Genomic DNA, 15,708 nt, shown 5'->3' with positions numbered 1-15,708 from the left:
GTTTTTTGTCCTGCGTTTTTTATTGAACGATCCACAATTCCCGCTGCGGCGTATCGATGTTGATCACGCCATTTTCCCGCACCCAGATTTCCTCCTCAATAGTTACCGTGCCGTGCTGCGGCACAAACAATCGCGGTTCGATGGTAAACACCTGCCCCGCTTCGATGGGTGTAAACGGCGTTTGCCCGTAGCGATCCCACGCCGGTGCGAGCAATGCCCCGCCGTCGTGCGGCTCGCGACCGAGCTGGTGCCCGAGTCCGTGCGGATAGCCTTCGTAGCCGTTTTTTTCCAGAAATCCGCGGGCGATGGCGTCGATATCCGCGCCCAAAACGCCGGGTTTGATGGCATTTGCGGCGCTGTCGATGGCAGCGCGGAGCACCCGGAACCCGTTGGTAACGGCATCGGGAACGCCCTCACCGGAATGCGGCACATACCAGGTTCGTTGCAAATCTGCGCAGTAACCGTCAAATTTTACGCCGAAATCCATATTGACCAGATGTCCGGTTTGCACCTGCCGGTCTGTTGGTGCGGCGTGTGCGCCGGCGGTATCCGGCCCGGTGAATACCGCCGGGCAAAACTGGCGGCTCCACGAAGTTTCCAGACCCGCGCGATCTACTTTTTCCAGCACAAACGCGGCAATTTCCTTTTCCGTTTTTCCGGGGCGAATGAAGCTGCCGACCTGCGAAAAAATGTCCAGCGTGAGGTGTGCGGCTTTGCGCATCCGGTCGATTTCCGCATCCGTTTTACGCCCGCGTAAGGCATTGATCAGCGGTTCCGCGCTGATCAGTCGTTCGGCAAACGGCGTGTTTTGGAGATGCGCCTGCAATTCGCGATACAATCCGAGTGTCAGTCCATCCGCAACCGGGCTGTTTTGCGAATAATTGATGGCGATGCTGGCAGGATTGATCCGGTTCAGCGTCGCCAAAAGCGGTTCGCGAATCGATTGCACATAGCTGTGCACCTGCGAATAATGCCCCTGCGCAGCCAATTCTGCAACATCCAGATTTCCGGCGATAACCAGCGCCTCACCCGTCGCGGTAATGATAAATGCGGTTTGCCAGGTCACATCGCTTTCGGCGATGAAGCCGTGCATCGGATCGCGGGTAACTTTGCTCTCGCGCTCGAAAGTGAGCCACAAATCGATATTTTTTTCGCGCAAGATATCGATCGCCTGGGCAATTTTCTCACGAATCATATCGGTTCTCCTGTGTTGCGGTTTGCCTGTTGCTGTTTTCGGTGTACAACAAAACAGGGCGAAAACGGGTTCGCCCTGAAAAATTTTGCCGAAAAATCACATCGGATACAGAATGTTGTTTTGATTTTTACAGTTAGCTTTTGGCGTTTTTAGGCAGATGTTTGGTGATCATCAACTCAAATGCGCGGTAGGAGCGCATGCCCAAAACATCTTCAACAATATTGCCTTCTGTGTCCAGCACAAATGTGCGCGGGATGGTTGTGACGTTGCCAAATTTCGATGCCAGACGGGCATCCGCCGGTAAAATCGGGTAGTTCATTTCCAAATCGCTGACCATTTTCCGCACCTGGTTGGATGGCGAATTGACGACCAATCCGAGCACCTCAAACCCTTGATCTTTATAGGTGTTACGCAGTTTTACCAAATCGGGAATTTCCTTTACACAGGGCTGACACCAGGTTGCCCAAAAGTTGACCAGCACCACTTTCCCGCGATAATCCGCGAGCGAAACTTCGTCGCCATTTAACGTGGTTAATGCGATATCGCCGCTGCGCTCAACGCCCATTTTGGCGGGATCGCCATCCGGCGAAAAAAAATGATAGCCGAAAGCAATCACCGCTATTAAAAGAAACAGACCCGATAAATATTTGTTTTTGCTGAACATCGACAACTCCTTTTAATCATCTGTTGGTTGTTTAAAATATTAGCATAAAAATTCGCCAAAAAAAATCATATTTGTATCACGATAGTAAGATGATTGTATATCGCAGTGGTTTCGCAAATTTTGATAAAACAGCCGCATCTCGATTACCGTTGATCGGCATTCACCATTTCTTTTCCGACAACATTTGTTGTTTCTTTTTCGTCGATATTTGTCTAAAATTTTACCGTTTAAAATCTCAACAACGGGAGTGTGTTATCGATGAAATCAAATTCGCAAATTCCATATTCGCAATTCCGGGAGTATCCGCCGGAGGAAATGCTGCGCCGGTCGCAGGCATTTTACGAAGATATTCGTCGCCGGCGAACGGTGCGCGATTTTTCGGATCGTCCGGTTGCGCGAGAAGTTATCGAGCAATGTTTGCTGGCAGCGGGCACCGCGCCAAACGGTGCCAATCGTCAGCCGTGGCATTTTGTGGCGATCAGCAATTCGGCTGTAAAGCGGGAAATCCGCATTGCTGCGGAAAAAGAGGAGCACGAATTTTATCACGGTCGCGCCACCGAAGAATGGCTGGATGCGCTCACGCCTTTTGGCACAGACGAGCACAAACCGTTTCTGGAAACTGCGCCGTATCTCATCGCAATTTTTGCGGAAAGCTACGAAATTGCGCCGGATGGAGAAAAAATCAAAAATTATTACGTCACGGAATCAGTGGGAATTGCTACCGGATTTTTGATCGCCGCGCTGCACAACGCCGGACTGGCGACGCTCACCCACACACCCAGCCCCATGAAATTTTTGAACGAAATTTTGGATCGCCCGTCGCAGGAGCGCCCGTTTTTGTTGTTGGTGGTCGGCTATCCCGCGGATAACGCAACCGTGCCGGATATCGCTAAAAAACCGCTGCAATCGATTGCCTCATTTGTCGAATGAGCAGAAAACCGTCGCGTTTGGGCGGCGGGAAATTTTTTCCGGCTCGTCCCGCAATCCTTGCATTTTTGGATTTTTGTGTTACTTTAGATAGCCGCTGTTCGCACAACTCCATTGTAACGGCTTTTTACTTTTACCTTTTTAATGCGAATCACGGCTTGAATTTTAATCTGTGAAAAATGTCAGGAGACCCCTGCCTTCGCAGGGGTGACAGCTTCAAAACAGGAGTGTCATTCCTGCGAAGGCAGGAATCTCCCAGTAAATTCAACCCAATTATCCTTTAACCAATGCCCGAAGGCCCCGAAATAAAAATTGCTGCCGATAAAATTGCCGCCGCGATTAGCGGGTGCGAAGTGCAGGAAATATTTTTCGCATTCGAACACCTTAAACCGTTTGAGGCGCAATTTTCCGGACAAATTATTCGTGCCGTTGAGCCGCGCGGAAAAGCGTTGCTCATCCGATTTCCGGATGGCTGGAATATTTACAGCCACAATCAATTGTATGGCAAATGGATCATTCGCAACGCACACGATTTTCCGCAAACCAAACGGCAACTGCGGCTGGCGATTCACAATCACAAAAAATCGGCGTTGCTGTATAGCGCTTCGGATATCGAAGTGCTCCACGATGAGGAATTGGCGGATCACCCGTTTTTGCGAAAACTCGGCCCGGACGTGCTCGATCCGCAAACAACGATTGACGACGTGCTAGCGCGCTACCGCGATAACCGTTTTCGCGGAAAAAAATTGACCACGCTGCTGCTCGATCAGGGATTTTTGGCAGGATTGGGCAATTATTTACGAACGGAAATTATGCACATCGCCGGTGTTCATCCAGCCAAACGTCCGGCGGATTGCGACGAAAAAACGCTGGAAAAACTGGCGCAAGCCTCGCTGGAACTGGCGCGACGCTCGTATCAGACCAACGGTATCACCAATGATGCGGAACGGGTTGCGAAACTGAAATCTGTCGGGCAAACCCGTCACGACTACCGTTTTTTCGTGTTCGATCGCGCCGGAAAACCGTGTTACACCTGCGGCGCACTTATCGAAAAAACCATGCAGGGCAGCCGTCGGTTTTATCATTGCCCGGAATGTCAATCGATATAAATTGTTCACAAACAACAGGATAGCCATGAAAGCAATGCGATTATTTTTCGTAATGATTATAACTTGTCTGTTCGGAAATGCAGGCATTTTCGCCCAAACCAGCTACCAACTGGATTTTGTCGGATCGATGACATTTCCGGCCGATCCCTCCGGTTGCGGCAGCGCAGACACCACCGGTGGCACCGATGTGTGGGGCTACACCGCGCCAGACGGTTCGGAATACGCCATCATGGGCGTTCGCGACGGCATCGCTGTTGTGAAAGTGCCGGAAATGGAATTGATCGATCTCATCGACGGTCCGAGCAGTTTCGATTGCTATTATCATCGCGACATCAAAACTTACGGGCATTACGCTTTTGCGGTCGCAGAAATGTATGGCCCGCGGGAAGGGTTGATGATTCTCGATCTGCAATATCTGCCGGACAGTGTGCGATATGTGCGCAGCTACACCGCGCTCGGCGAAACGATTTCGCACAATCTGACCATCGATGAAGCAACCGGTTTTGCCTATTTGTGCAGCAACAACGACGCGGGTGTGCGGGTGGTGGATATCAACGATCCGGAAAATCCGGTGGATGTGTTCAAATTTAATGTGGGACGCGCCCACGATGTGTATGCCCGGAACGATACGCTGATCATCTCCGAAGGCAGTCAGGGCAAATTCTCGATTTGGGATATGAGCGTCAAAAATATTCCGGTGCGGCTGGTGCGTTTCGGTCCGCCGAATGCCGGATATGCCCACAACGCCTGGCTCACCGATGACGGAAAATACTTGATGACCACCGAAGAAACCATCGGTAAAACGTTGAAAATGTGGGACATACAGGATCTCGGGAATATCTCGCTGTTGGGGCAATATCTGGGTGCGAGCAACATCGCGCACAACACGCACATCATGGGAAATCTGGCGTTTGTGTCGCATTACAAATCGGGCGTTTCGGTGGTGGATATCAGCGATCCGAATGCACCGGCGGAAGTTGCTGTTTACGATACTTATCCGCTGAACGACAACACCGGTTTTGAGGGCAATTGGGGCGTTTTTCCCTATACCCAAAACGGCTATGTGTACGCCAGCGATATGAACGGAAAATTGACAGTACTGAAATTGCAGATCACCACCGGCATTGGCGATCAACCAGAAGTGCTGCCCTCACAAATTGAACTGACCCAAAACTTCCCGAATCCGTTTAACCCCGCGACTCAAATTCAAATCCGGCTGCCGGAAATGCAGGAAATTTCGCTGAAAATTTATGATTTGCAGGGGCGATTGGTGACATCGCTGTCCGATGGCATTTATCCGGCGGGGAGCCATTCCTTTATCTGGAACGGGCGGAATAATTATGGCGAGAGCGTTGCTTCCGGCGTGTATGTGTACACATTGCAGGCGGGAAATGCGGTGTTCAGCAAAAAAATGGTGTTGGTGGAATAACGAAATTTTTTACCGCGTTGGGTTTGCCGCGAAGTTGCAAATATCGCTTTGCGACTTCGCGGCAAAAAAAATCACTCCCACCGGAAATTCCGTACGGAAAACAGGAAGCAGACAATCAGCCAACCCGTGAGAATAATAAGTTGCGGCCAGTAAAAAATAATCGATTCGCCGTGGCTGAAAATACCGCGAATGGTTGTCACCAAATGGGTTAACGGCAGAACGGCCACCAACGGTTGCAGGTATTCCGGCAAACTTTCCGGCGAAAAATAGACGCCGCTCAAAAACGTCATTGGCAGGAACAGCGAATTGGCGATGCCGGACGCGCTTTCCGGCGTTTTGGCAACGCTGGCAATGGCGTATCCGAGCGAGATAAACGCAAACATGCCGATCGACAGCGCCACAAAAAACTGCCACAAACTGCCCACAATACTCACATCAAACATAAAAACAGCGATCGCCAACAGCAGCAGCGCCTGTGCCAAAACCACAAAATATCGGGTGAGAATTTGTCCCGCTATAAAAATAGCTTTTGGCAGTGGCGTAATTGCCAAACGGCGCAATTTGCCTTTTTCGCGATAGCTGACAACCACCACGCCAATGGAAAAAAGGCAGGTTGCCATCAGGCTGAAACCGATTAATCCCGGCACCAGAAAGCTGATATAGCTGTAATCCTGCCGCACCGGCCGCACCGGTTGCGGCTCGATGGTGATCAGCGGTTCCCGGTCGATGAGCTGCCAGTTTACCCGGTCGATCATCTGTTGCAAAATGGGTGTTACAATTTGCACCACCTGCTGCTGATCGGGATTATACAACGCCTGCAGCGAAACCGGCGATTCTGCCGCAACGCTTTTTCCGTAACCTTCCGGCACCACAATCGCGAAACTTTTTTCGCTGTTTTGCAGTGACACATACATTTCCGCCGATTCCATCGGCGTGAGGTCCAGCACCTCAACCCGCATCAATTCCATCATCAGGTTACGGGATGCGTTGCTGTTATCGTAATCCACAAATGCAACGCCCAGCCGTATCGAATCCGGTTGGTTGAACACAAATCCGAACAGCAAAATCAGCAAAATCGGAAAAAAATATGTCCAGAAAACAGATGCCCGGTCCCGCAAAAACAGTTTGGTTTCGATGCCAAGCTGCCCCATCAGCATTTTTAAATATCGATTCATAAGCAGTTTAACCAGTCTTTCGGGCGATAGTTATTCGCGCAGCCGCCGACCGGTCAGCTCCAGAAATACATCCTCGAGCGTTGGGCGGCGAATGTGCAAGTCGTTTATGTTAACTTGTTTATTCTCAGCGGTTTCCAGCAAACCCACCAGCGTTGATTGCGGGTGTTTCGAAAACACTTCCACATTGCCGCCGCGCTGCTGCACCCGCGTTACCGCCGGCAATGCGGAAAGCAAATCCGCCGGTAATTCTGCAATTTCCTGAAATTCGATGCAGTTGTCCACCTTCATTTCTTCGATAAGTTTGCCGGTGGTGCCTTCTGCAATCACTTTGCCGTGATCCATAATGGCGATGCGGTCGCACAACTGTTCGGCTTCTTCCATGTAATGCGTTGTCAAAATAACGGTTTTGTCATCCGAACGCATCACGTTGATGATGTCCCACAAATTGCGGCGCGCCTGCGGATCGAGTCCGGTGGTCGGTTCATCCAGAAAAACCACCTGCGGATCGTTCACCAGTGTAAGCGCCAGCGCCAACCGCTGCTTTTGCCCGCCGGACAAATTTTTGTGGTAATCGTTGCGTTTGTCTTCCAGCGCAACCAGTTCCAGTAGCTCGGTTGTTGAGCGCTGTTTGCGATAATAGCCGCCATACAGCGAAAGCGCTTCGCCAACCTTGATTTTGTCATACAGCGAAGTCGCCTGCAACTGCACGCCGATCACTTCTTTCACCTTGGCGAGATCGGTGCGCACATTCATTCCGTTGATGAAAATTTCGCCGGCATCCGGCTGGCGCAATCCTTCGATCATCTCCAGCGTTGTGGTTTTTCCGGCGCCGTTGGGTCCCAACAGCCCGAACACTTCGCCGCGAAATGCGGAAAAACTGAGCGAGTCAACCGCAAGCGTGCTGCCATAAGATTTGCTGATATTTCGAACTTCTACGGTGGGTGATGTTGACATGCTTTTCCTTTATTAAACAGACGCCAAATTTAATACGGATCAGCCCGAATAAAAACCTTGATTTTTTCAGTGGAGAGAAATATTTTGGTATCAGGTTGCCAAAAGCCGCCTTTCACGCCGCCAGAACATGCACAATTTCAAGGATAGCTCATGAAATTTCAGCTGCATTTGCCCGAACCGCCGCTGTCGGAATTTATCGAATATTTCTTTTTTTACACAGAAAACCAGCCCGATCACCTGCTGGAACGGCTGATGCCGGACGGCGCTGTGGAAATGATTATCGATTTGACGGAGCCGCCGAAACGGTTGTATCACAACGATAATCTGGATAGTTTCGACAATTTCCGCTGCGCGTGGATTTCCGGGATGCGCAGCCGCTACATTACCATCGACGCTACCGGCGAAACGATGATTGTGGTGCGATTTAAGCCGGGCGGCGCGGGCGCGTTTTTCGATTTTCCGCTCAGCGAAATTTCCGATCAGGTGATTCCGCTGGACCAGATTTTGGGCAACGTCATTTGCGATTTGCGCGATAAACTGGCGGAGTTGCCCACTGCCGAAGCCAAATTTGCGGCGCTTTCGCAATTTTTTCTCGATCGCCGGCGGGAGCGTCATTTGCTGCATCCGGCAATCCGTTTTGCATTGCAGATTGTGCGCAGTCATCCGGCCTCTCTCACCGTGAAACAGCTCTCCGAAAGCTGCGGTATCAGCCAGAAACATTTTATCCAGCAGTTCCGGCGCAGTGTCGGCCAAACCCCGAAAACCTATTCGCGAATTATGAAATTCCAGAATGTGCTCCGGCAAATCCATGCCGAACAAACCATCGAATGGGCGCAGGTCGCCTACGCCTGCGATTATTACGACCAATCCCATTTTATCAGCGAATTCAAGCGGTTTTCCGGAATCAATCCGACCGCCTATTTATCCCACCGTTTTTCTACCAACGGATTGCCCCGCGAGGAATTGTATCTCAGCTATCTTTCGGTTCATCCGAGGTAAATTTTTTCCAATACAACATCATATTTTTGCTGTATAATTGTCACGTCGTGAAAAATTTTCATCGAATTCATGACCTGATAAACTGTAAATTCACAACATTTCCTGAACGGAGGATGCGATGGAAAATATGATTATCAATCATTTGGCCGTATTTGCGGCGGCGATTTCGGCATTTGTCATCGGCGGATTATGGTACTCACCCGCGCTGTTTGCCAAACCGTGGATGAAAGCCAACGGCTTTACAGAAAAATCGCTGGAAGGCGCGAATATGGGCAAAATTTTCGGTGTGTCGTTTGTGCTGACGCTATTTATGGCTTACAATCTGGCGTTCTTTTTGGGTGATGCCAACACTGACGCAATGTGGGGATTGACCGCCGGATTTTTAGCCGGTTTCGGCTGGGCGGCGATGGGTTTGTCAATAGTCGCGATGTTCGAGCGACGCCCGGCGGCGTATATGTTTATCAACGGCGGATATTTGGTCGTCGCGCTCAGTGTGATGGGATTGATTATCGGCGCATGGCGGTAATTCGAAGTATGGTAAATATCTGTAAAAAATGGAGTTAAAATGTAAATTCCACTAATTTTTGTGTTTCTGCTTTTGGTTGCCTGCAGTGGAGAGCGCGCTACAAAACCTGTTCCGGCGGATACCTACAACATCGCTTACAATGTGCTGCACGATGCGGAAACCGACGATTACGAAATTTTTGTGATGAATGCGGATGGCAGCGGCAAAAAGAATATCTCCAACTGGAAAGGCGTGGATTGGGTGTACGATGCGTACGATGACAAGCTGTTTTTCCTCTCCGACCGCGATACTTGCTACCGTTGCTATTTTTTATATGAAATGGACGCCGATGGCAATAACGTGAGAAAAATCAGCGATTTGCGGTTGCAGGATTGCTGGATTACTTTGCGGAAAAACGGCGCGGAATTGATCATCAATCCGCGGCTGGACGGGCGGGAAATTTTTTACATCATCGATCGCAGCGGGAATCTGCTGGATTCGATTGCGCCGCCATTCGCATATATGAACGATCCGGTGTTTTCGCCGGACGGGCAGCAGATCGTGTTTCGCGCCGCAAAAGATCGCCCGTCGAAAGAGCGCACCGATCTCGACGAACTGTATCGCATCAACGCGGACGGCTCGGGTTTGCAGCAGCTTACGCATTATCCAAAAGATGATACAACAGCCAATTGGCACGATTATCACGCCGGACCACCGCGCTGGAACGCGGCGCAAAATATCATCACTTATCAATCGAAGCTGCAAGGAAAATACAGTTTGTATGCAATCAATCCGGATGGAAGCGGATTTCACAAGCTGATTAAAAATAATAATTTAAACGAAGGTTGGCATCACTGGAGCCCGGATGGCAACTGGCTGGCAATCGAAATGTTTGACGACGAACAGACGATTTTTGATATTTATATGCTGAACTGGCAATCGCAGGAAATTACCCGTCTGACAGACAGTGACACATTTGAACAGGCGCCGGTTTTTGTGAAACCGGCAAAAATGTGAGGGAAATTTTGGGGCGAATGCTCTTCGCCCCGACGTGCAAAATTACACAGTCACCGTTTCGTGAATTTCATACGAATGGGTGATTTCCGCAGCTTTTTCCAACATGGCATGTGCGGAACAATATTTTTCCACGGAAAGCGTGATCGCTTTTTTTACTTTCGCGGCGTCCAGTTCGCCGAACAACCGGAAATGCATGTGAATTTTGGTGAACACCGATGGCGTTTGGTTTGTAGCGCGATCGCCCATAACCTCAATCCGAATATCTTTCAACGTTTGGCTCTGCTTTTTCAAGATCGAAACCACATCGAACGCGCTGCATCCGCCGAGACCCATCAGCAGCAATTCCATCGGGCGTGCGCCCAAATCGTGCCCGCCGCTTTCGCTCGATCCATCGATATGCACCGAAACACCCGATGCGCCGCTTGCCTCAAAGTGAAATGCATCATCCACCCGATTAATTCTGACTTTCATGAAATTCCCTTTTTAAAATTAAAGTTAAAAGTTGATGTTAAATTATTGTTTCTGTTGCAAATACTACACGGCGGCGATCATGTATTGGCGGCTTAAATTTGATAAGACTTGCTATTGCATACGGCACTTTATTTTGATTGTTCCAACGCTTGCAGAATGTCCGCGAGAATATCCGCAACATCCTCTAGCCCAACGGATACGCGAATTAACCCTGGAAAAATACCCACAGCTTCGCGCTCCGCGTCGCTCAATTTTGAGTGCGTTGTGGATGCCGGATGCGTTACAATCGTGCGGGAGTCGCCCAAATTTGCCGTTATCGAACAGAGCTGCACGTTATCGATAAAACGTTTGGCACGCTCGTAACCGCCCTTTACGTTAAACGTTACCAATCCGCCGCCCATCTTCATTTGTTTGCGGGCCAGCTCGTGCTGCGGATGCGACGGCAAAAAAGGGTATTTCACGAAATCGAGCTCCGCATGCCCTTCCAGTTCCCGTGCGATGTGGAATGCGCTGGCGCAGTGGCGATCCATTCGCAGCGAAAGCGTTTCCAAACTTTTGGAGAGCACCCACGCGTTAAACGGGGACATCGCCGGACCGGTTTGCCGCGCGAAAAACCGTATTTCTGCGATCAGCTCTTTTTTACCAACCACAACACCGCCGAGCACCCGCCCCTGCCCGTCGATAAATTTGGTAGCTGAGTGCGTCACCAGATGTGCGCCGTAATCCACCGGATTTTGAATTACCGGCGTTGCGAAGCAGTTATCTACGTTAAAAACAAGGTTGTTAGCGTCGGCAAATTTCCCGATAAATTCCAGATCCAGCACTTCCAGTGCGGGATTGGAAGGCGATTCCGCGAACACCATTTTGGTGTTTTCCTGCAAATTTTTCTCCCAATCCTGCGGTTTGTCCGCATCTACATACGTGTGAGAGATGCCCCATTTCGGCAAAATTTTTGTGAAAATCTGGTGGGTGGAGCCAAACAGCGAGCGCGACGCCAGCACATGATCGCCCTGTTGCAGCAGCGCGCCCAAACTGCCGAACACCGCCGCCATGCCTGTGGCAAACGCGAATCCGGCTTCGCATTTTTCCATCTTGCACATTTTGTCAATAAACTCGGACACGTTTGGGTTGGAAAATCGCGAATAAATATTGCCGTCGATTTCATCGGCAAACAGCGCCCGGGCTTGCTCGGCATTCTCAAAAACAAAGCTGGATGTGAGATACAGTGGCACGGAATGCTCCCGGAATTGCGAACGCTCCGCCTGCGTACGAACCGCGGATGTGTTTATTTTTTTGCTCATTTACTTCCTGCTTTTTGTTTTGTGATAATTGTGAAAATTAGATGCCTTCCATCAAAAATCCAATCAAATATTTTAAGCGCGATGATCGCTGTATTTGGAATGGTTTTCAGGTAGTGGCAGTAAGCAACACATTTTATTGCGGTCCTATTTTCGTTCCTCATGCTGCGAGTTGGCGGCACCCGCAAATTATTAACCGAACCACCGTCGTTTGGTATGTCTAAAGTTAGAAAAAATAATATTTTGGCTATTGTAAATAGCTGGGTGCCTTATGCTGTATTTGCAACAATATCAAGAAAACCGGCAAAATACAAAATATTGTTAAAACATTAATTTTTTCTTTAAAAAATGCCGATTGATAAACTCACTGTTTGAAATGAATAGAAAAATAATATTGAAATGAGTAATACCATGCGTATTCACAGAATTGTTATCTCGGGATTAATGTTTTTGATGTTCTTTGGCGAAGGATTTGCCCAGGATAAAAAGCTGCAGGTCTTTGGCTTTTTTCAGTCAGCGTTATCCAGAAATATTGCCCACAGTGATGGTATTTTGCCAAATGGCGCGCCGCTGCGGTTTTATGAACGGAATTACATTCATGCCAACACCCAGCAAACCAATATTTTTTTTCGCCATGAAATCAACAGCAAATTTACGGCATGGTTAAATATCGAGATGCTCAACAATTTTAACACATCCCAAAAATGGGGAAGTGCGAAAATTGAAGAGGCTTGGGGGCGATTTGAGATAGCCAAAGGAACATACATAAAAGCAGGTAAACTTATTCCTGCGTTCAACAATTTTAATGAAATCAAAAACCGGACTCCGTTTTTACAATATATTTTACGTCCGCCCGCATATGAAACTGCTTTTAGTGGTTTTCTGCCTTTGGATAAATTTAGTCCTTCCGATGCCTTTCTCCAGTTTACCAATCAAAGCAATATTGGCTCATTGTATATCAAAACAGATGTGTATGTCGGGAATGCAGAAGAAAATTTTCGCACCAATGAATATACCGATGAACCAATCGTAACCGGAACAGACACAACAGATTATCTGACTGTCGGTGGGCGGTTGGGGGTTCAATACAGATCTTTAAATCTCGGCTTTTCAACAGTTTCGGATTATGAGAACCGGAACAATGTATCTGCTTTGCGCAGATGGCGAATTGGCACCGATTTCCGTTTTTACATCAATCAATTCGCATTTGAGGGGGAAACCATTGTTGTGTTTTATAGCACCCCAGATGCTTCGGAGCTTTATAACAAGTTGTTCTATTACGGCACAATCCAATATGACTTTTTAGAAAAATTTTACTTATACACTTCGTATAATTTTATTCAGGACAAGGATTATGTGTATTTGAAAGATGGAACCAAAATGTATTCATTTGGCGGTGGCATTCAGATTTATGATAATGTCAAATTTAAAATGCAGGTAGTTGATGTTCAATCGATATGGCAGCAACCCTTTTTCCCTGCATCGATCGAAATTAATAGTACACTCAGAAGCTTTATTGCTGCAATTAGTGTGATGTTTTAGGAATTGATATTGGACAAATTGGAAGATAAAATGAATAGATGGAAATCATGTATTAAGTCAACATTCCTGTTTGTGCTGCTGATTAATGTCAATTTGGTTGCACAAACGGCAGTAATTGTGCACAAAGATGTCATGGTTGATAGTGTTGATGCACTCGAGCTCGACCAAATTTATACGCTTTTTTTGACAAAATGGAATGGTGACCAACCGGTTATTGTATTTTTCCCAAAATATAACGAAAAGTTGCAGAAATCCTTATTTGGTACTATTCATCGAAAAAGCATCGAACTAAAAAGGGTTTGGCTCAGGAAAAAACTTACCGGTGAAGCAACACCGCCAATCGCAATTAATTCAACTGAGGAAATGCTGGAAAAAGTATCAACTACCCCTGGTTCAATTGGATTAATAGATGCAAAAAAAGTGACGAAAGCAGTTAAAGTGGTAGCCATTTTTCCATAAAGCTAAAGCCAAATCATGCCTTTACTAATGAAATTCAGAAATAAAAAGCTGTTTGTGCCGATTCGGCTAAAGTTGTTCATTAGTTTTACAGGAACGTTGGTTCTTATTTTTGGCTTTATTCTTTCCTATTATCCTCATCAGCAAAAAGTAAAAGCAGTTCAGACATTGCGAAACAAAGTGTTAAGCATGGCTGAGTTGCTCTCTGTTGGAATTGGCATCGGGTTGGCAACAGACGATTTTGCTGCATTTGCAGAATCCATTGATTGGGCAAAGCGCGATGCAAATTTGAGCTACATTGTTGTCATTGACCAACATGATTCCATTTTTGCTTCATACAATCCCGAAAAATTGAAGCTGCCCCTCAATGAAATTTCAAAAGATGAAGTGCTGGTTAGCGATTCACATATCATTACCCTCGTGTCTATCCATTTCGACAATGAAAACTATGGGCATCTGCTGGTGGGATATTCTCTGAATCAACTGAACATATCCATTCAAAATGAACGGTACACAACATTTTTAATTTCGTTAATCCTCCTGGCTGTGGGTGCCATATTGTCATATGTTATCAGTAACAGCATAACACGTTACCTTCGCATACTTGCAAATGCTTCGAAACAAATTGCTGCCGGCAATTATGACTTTGAGTGGCAAAGCTCAAAAATCACCGACGAGATCAGTTTGTTGTCATCTGAATTCAAAAAAATGACACGGCAGATACAAACATCCATTCAGGATTTGAAAATCGCCCGGGAAAAGGCAGAGGAGGCAACTCTGGCAAAGAGTAGTTTTCTCGCCAATATGAGCCATGAAATCCGGACACCCATTAACGGCGTAATCGGGATGACCGAATTACTGATGGATACACCGTTAAATGATACACAGCAGGATTTTGCATTAACGATCAAGAAATCTGGTGATACGCTGTTAACGCTCATCAATGATATCCTCGATTTTTCCAAAATTGAAGCCGGGAAGCTGGAGCTTGAACACGTGGTGTTTGATTTGGAGGATAATATTTCGGTTATCAAAAATATATTATTACCAAATCTTATCGAAAAAAACATCGCGTTTACACTGACCATCGAAAACAATGTTCCGAAATACCTATTTGGTGATCCGATACGGGTTCGGCAAATTTTGTTAAATTTTACCAATAACGCCGTCAAATTTACGAGCGAAGGTACCGTGGCTATTACTATTAGTGCCGCTGAGAAAAAAGCGGATCGGGTTTTATTGAAATTCGAAGTAAAAGACACCGGCATCGGCATTCCGCAAACAAAATTAAATACGCTTTTTAAATCTTTCAGTCAGGTGGATCCCTCCACAACACGGCGTTTTGGCGGAACAGGTTTGGGATTAACAATCGCCAAAAAACTCACAAAAATGATGAATGGTGAAGTGGGTGTCAAGAGCGAGGAAGGTGTTGGCTCTACTTTTTGGTTTTCAGCATGGTTTGAATATCGTGATGAAAAACCGGAGGAATTGGTCACCAAAACATTACCTGCCTCGCAACATAATGTAACAGAAGAAATTGGGCAACGCATTTTGTTGGTAGAGGACAACCGGATTAATCAGAAGGTGGCGATACACACATTAAAAAAACTGGGATTTGAAGCAGATATCGCTGAAAATGGACGAATTGCCGTAGATATGCTCAAAAAAACAAACTATTCGTTGGTGTTGATGGATATCCAAATGCCGGAGATGGATGGTGTTGAAGCGACATCGATTATCCGTTCCCCAGATAGTGGTGTGTTAAATCCACAGATCACAATCATCGCGATGACAGCAAATGCGATGTCCGGCGATCGCGAAAAATACACCAACGCAGGTATGAATGATTATATTACAAAACCTTTCCGGCGGGTTGAATTGAAAGATTTGCTATCCAATTATTTGTAACATCACATTATCACTTCAATAAAAAAGCCTTGCAGAAAAATGAAATCTGCAAGGCTTTT

At 47.2% G+C, this 15,708-nt stretch carries 15 protein-coding genes; 9 read left to right on the top strand and 6 right to left on the bottom strand.

Going from position 1 to position 15,708, the window contains the following annotated elements; all coding sequences use genetic code 11:
- Positions 1-19: 19 nt before the first annotated feature.
- Entirely contained in the window at positions 20-1,195 is a 1,176-nt protein-coding gene (locus H6629_06675; GenBank protein MCB9067477.1) for an aminopeptidase P family protein, read from the bottom strand.
- 133 nt (positions 1,196-1,328) lie between these two features.
- Positions 1,329-1,859 carry a TlpA family protein disulfide reductase gene (locus tag H6629_06670; GenBank protein MCB9067476.1) on the bottom strand — a complete coding sequence of 177 codons (531 nt, stop codon included), beginning with the start codon at positions 1,857-1,859 and terminating at the stop codon, positions 1,329-1,331.
- A gap of 258 nt (positions 1,860-2,117) precedes the next feature.
- On the opposite strand from H6629_06670, the gene H6629_06665 reads away from it, so the two are divergent.
- From H6629_06665 to H6629_06655, 3 genes are all read left to right on the top strand, one after another.
- A complete protein-coding gene (locus H6629_06665) occupies positions 2,118-2,789 on the top strand; it encodes a nitroreductase family protein (GenBank protein MCB9067475.1) in 672 nt (223 codons plus the stop codon).
- Between the two features lie 284 nt (positions 2,790-3,073).
- Entirely contained in the window at positions 3,074-3,895 is an 822-nt protein-coding gene (gene nei / locus H6629_06660; protein ID MCB9067474.1) for an endonuclease VIII, read from the top strand.
- 25 nt (positions 3,896-3,920) lie between these two features.
- Positions 3,921-5,324 (top strand): choice-of-anchor B family protein, encoded by a 1,404-nt coding sequence (locus H6629_06655; GenBank protein ID MCB9067473.1) that lies wholly within the window; start codon positions 3,921-3,923, stop codon positions 5,322-5,324.
- A gap of 71 nt (positions 5,325-5,395) precedes the next feature.
- Here the strand turns inward: H6629_06655 and H6629_06650 are convergent, their stop codons facing one another.
- Positions 5,396-6,499, bottom strand: coding sequence for an ABC transporter permease (locus tag H6629_06650; GenBank protein ID MCB9067472.1), 1,104 nt, complete (start codon positions 6,497-6,499; stop codon positions 5,396-5,398).
- 30 nt (positions 6,500-6,529) lie between these two features.
- Positions 6,530-7,453, bottom strand: coding sequence for an ABC transporter ATP-binding protein (locus H6629_06645; protein MCB9067471.1), 924 nt, complete (start codon positions 7,451-7,453; stop codon positions 6,530-6,532).
- Positions 7,454-7,603: 150 nt separating this feature from the next.
- Between H6629_06645 and H6629_06640 the strand changes: the two genes are divergently transcribed.
- From H6629_06640 to H6629_06630, 3 genes are all read left to right on the top strand, one after another.
- A complete protein-coding gene (locus tag H6629_06640; protein ID MCB9067470.1) occupies positions 7,604-8,452 on the top strand; it encodes a helix-turn-helix transcriptional regulator in 849 nt (282 codons plus the stop codon).
- A 118-nt stretch (positions 8,453-8,570) separates the two neighbouring features.
- Positions 8,571-8,978, top strand: coding sequence for a DUF1761 domain-containing protein (locus H6629_06635; GenBank protein MCB9067469.1), 408 nt, complete (start codon positions 8,571-8,573; stop codon positions 8,976-8,978).
- A gap of 72 nt (positions 8,979-9,050) precedes the next feature.
- The gene (locus tag H6629_06630; protein MCB9067468.1) at positions 9,051-9,974 is read left to right on the top strand and encodes a PD40 domain-containing protein; all 924 of its coding nucleotides are present in this window, start codon (positions 9,051-9,053) and stop codon (positions 9,972-9,974) included.
- Between the two features lie 42 nt (positions 9,975-10,016).
- On the opposite strand, the gene H6629_06625 is transcribed toward H6629_06630, so the two are convergent.
- Complete coding sequence (locus tag H6629_06625; protein ID MCB9067467.1) at positions 10,017-10,445, bottom strand: OsmC family protein; 429 nt, start codon at positions 10,443-10,445, stop codon at positions 10,017-10,019.
- Positions 10,446-10,573: 128 nt separating this feature from the next.
- A complete protein-coding gene (locus H6629_06620) occupies positions 10,574-11,746 on the bottom strand; it encodes an aminotransferase class I/II-fold pyridoxal phosphate-dependent enzyme (protein MCB9067466.1) in 1,173 nt (390 codons plus the stop codon).
- Between the two features lie 672 nt (positions 11,747-12,418).
- On the opposite strand from H6629_06620, the gene H6629_06615 reads away from it, so the two are divergent.
- From H6629_06615 to H6629_06605, 3 genes are read left to right on the top strand one after another with little or no spacing between them, the layout of a single operon-like run.
- Complete coding sequence (locus tag H6629_06615) at positions 12,419-13,285, top strand: hypothetical protein (protein MCB9067465.1); 867 nt, start codon at positions 12,419-12,421, stop codon at positions 13,283-13,285.
- Positions 13,286-13,315: 30 nt separating this feature from the next.
- Positions 13,316-13,744, top strand: a complete 429-nt coding sequence (locus H6629_06610; GenBank protein ID MCB9067464.1) for a hypothetical protein — start codon at positions 13,316-13,318, stop codon at positions 13,742-13,744.
- 27 nt (positions 13,745-13,771) lie between these two features.
- Complete coding sequence (locus H6629_06605) at positions 13,772-15,649, top strand: response regulator (GenBank protein MCB9067463.1); 1,878 nt, start codon at positions 13,772-13,774, stop codon at positions 15,647-15,649.
- Positions 15,650-15,708: the final 59 nt, after the last annotated feature.

Source organism: Calditrichia bacterium, assembly GCA_020634975.1.
GTDB lineage: Bacteria > Calditrichota > Calditrichia > RBG-13-44-9 > J075 > JACKAQ01.
This window is presented reverse-complemented; position numbering and strand designations above follow the sequence as displayed.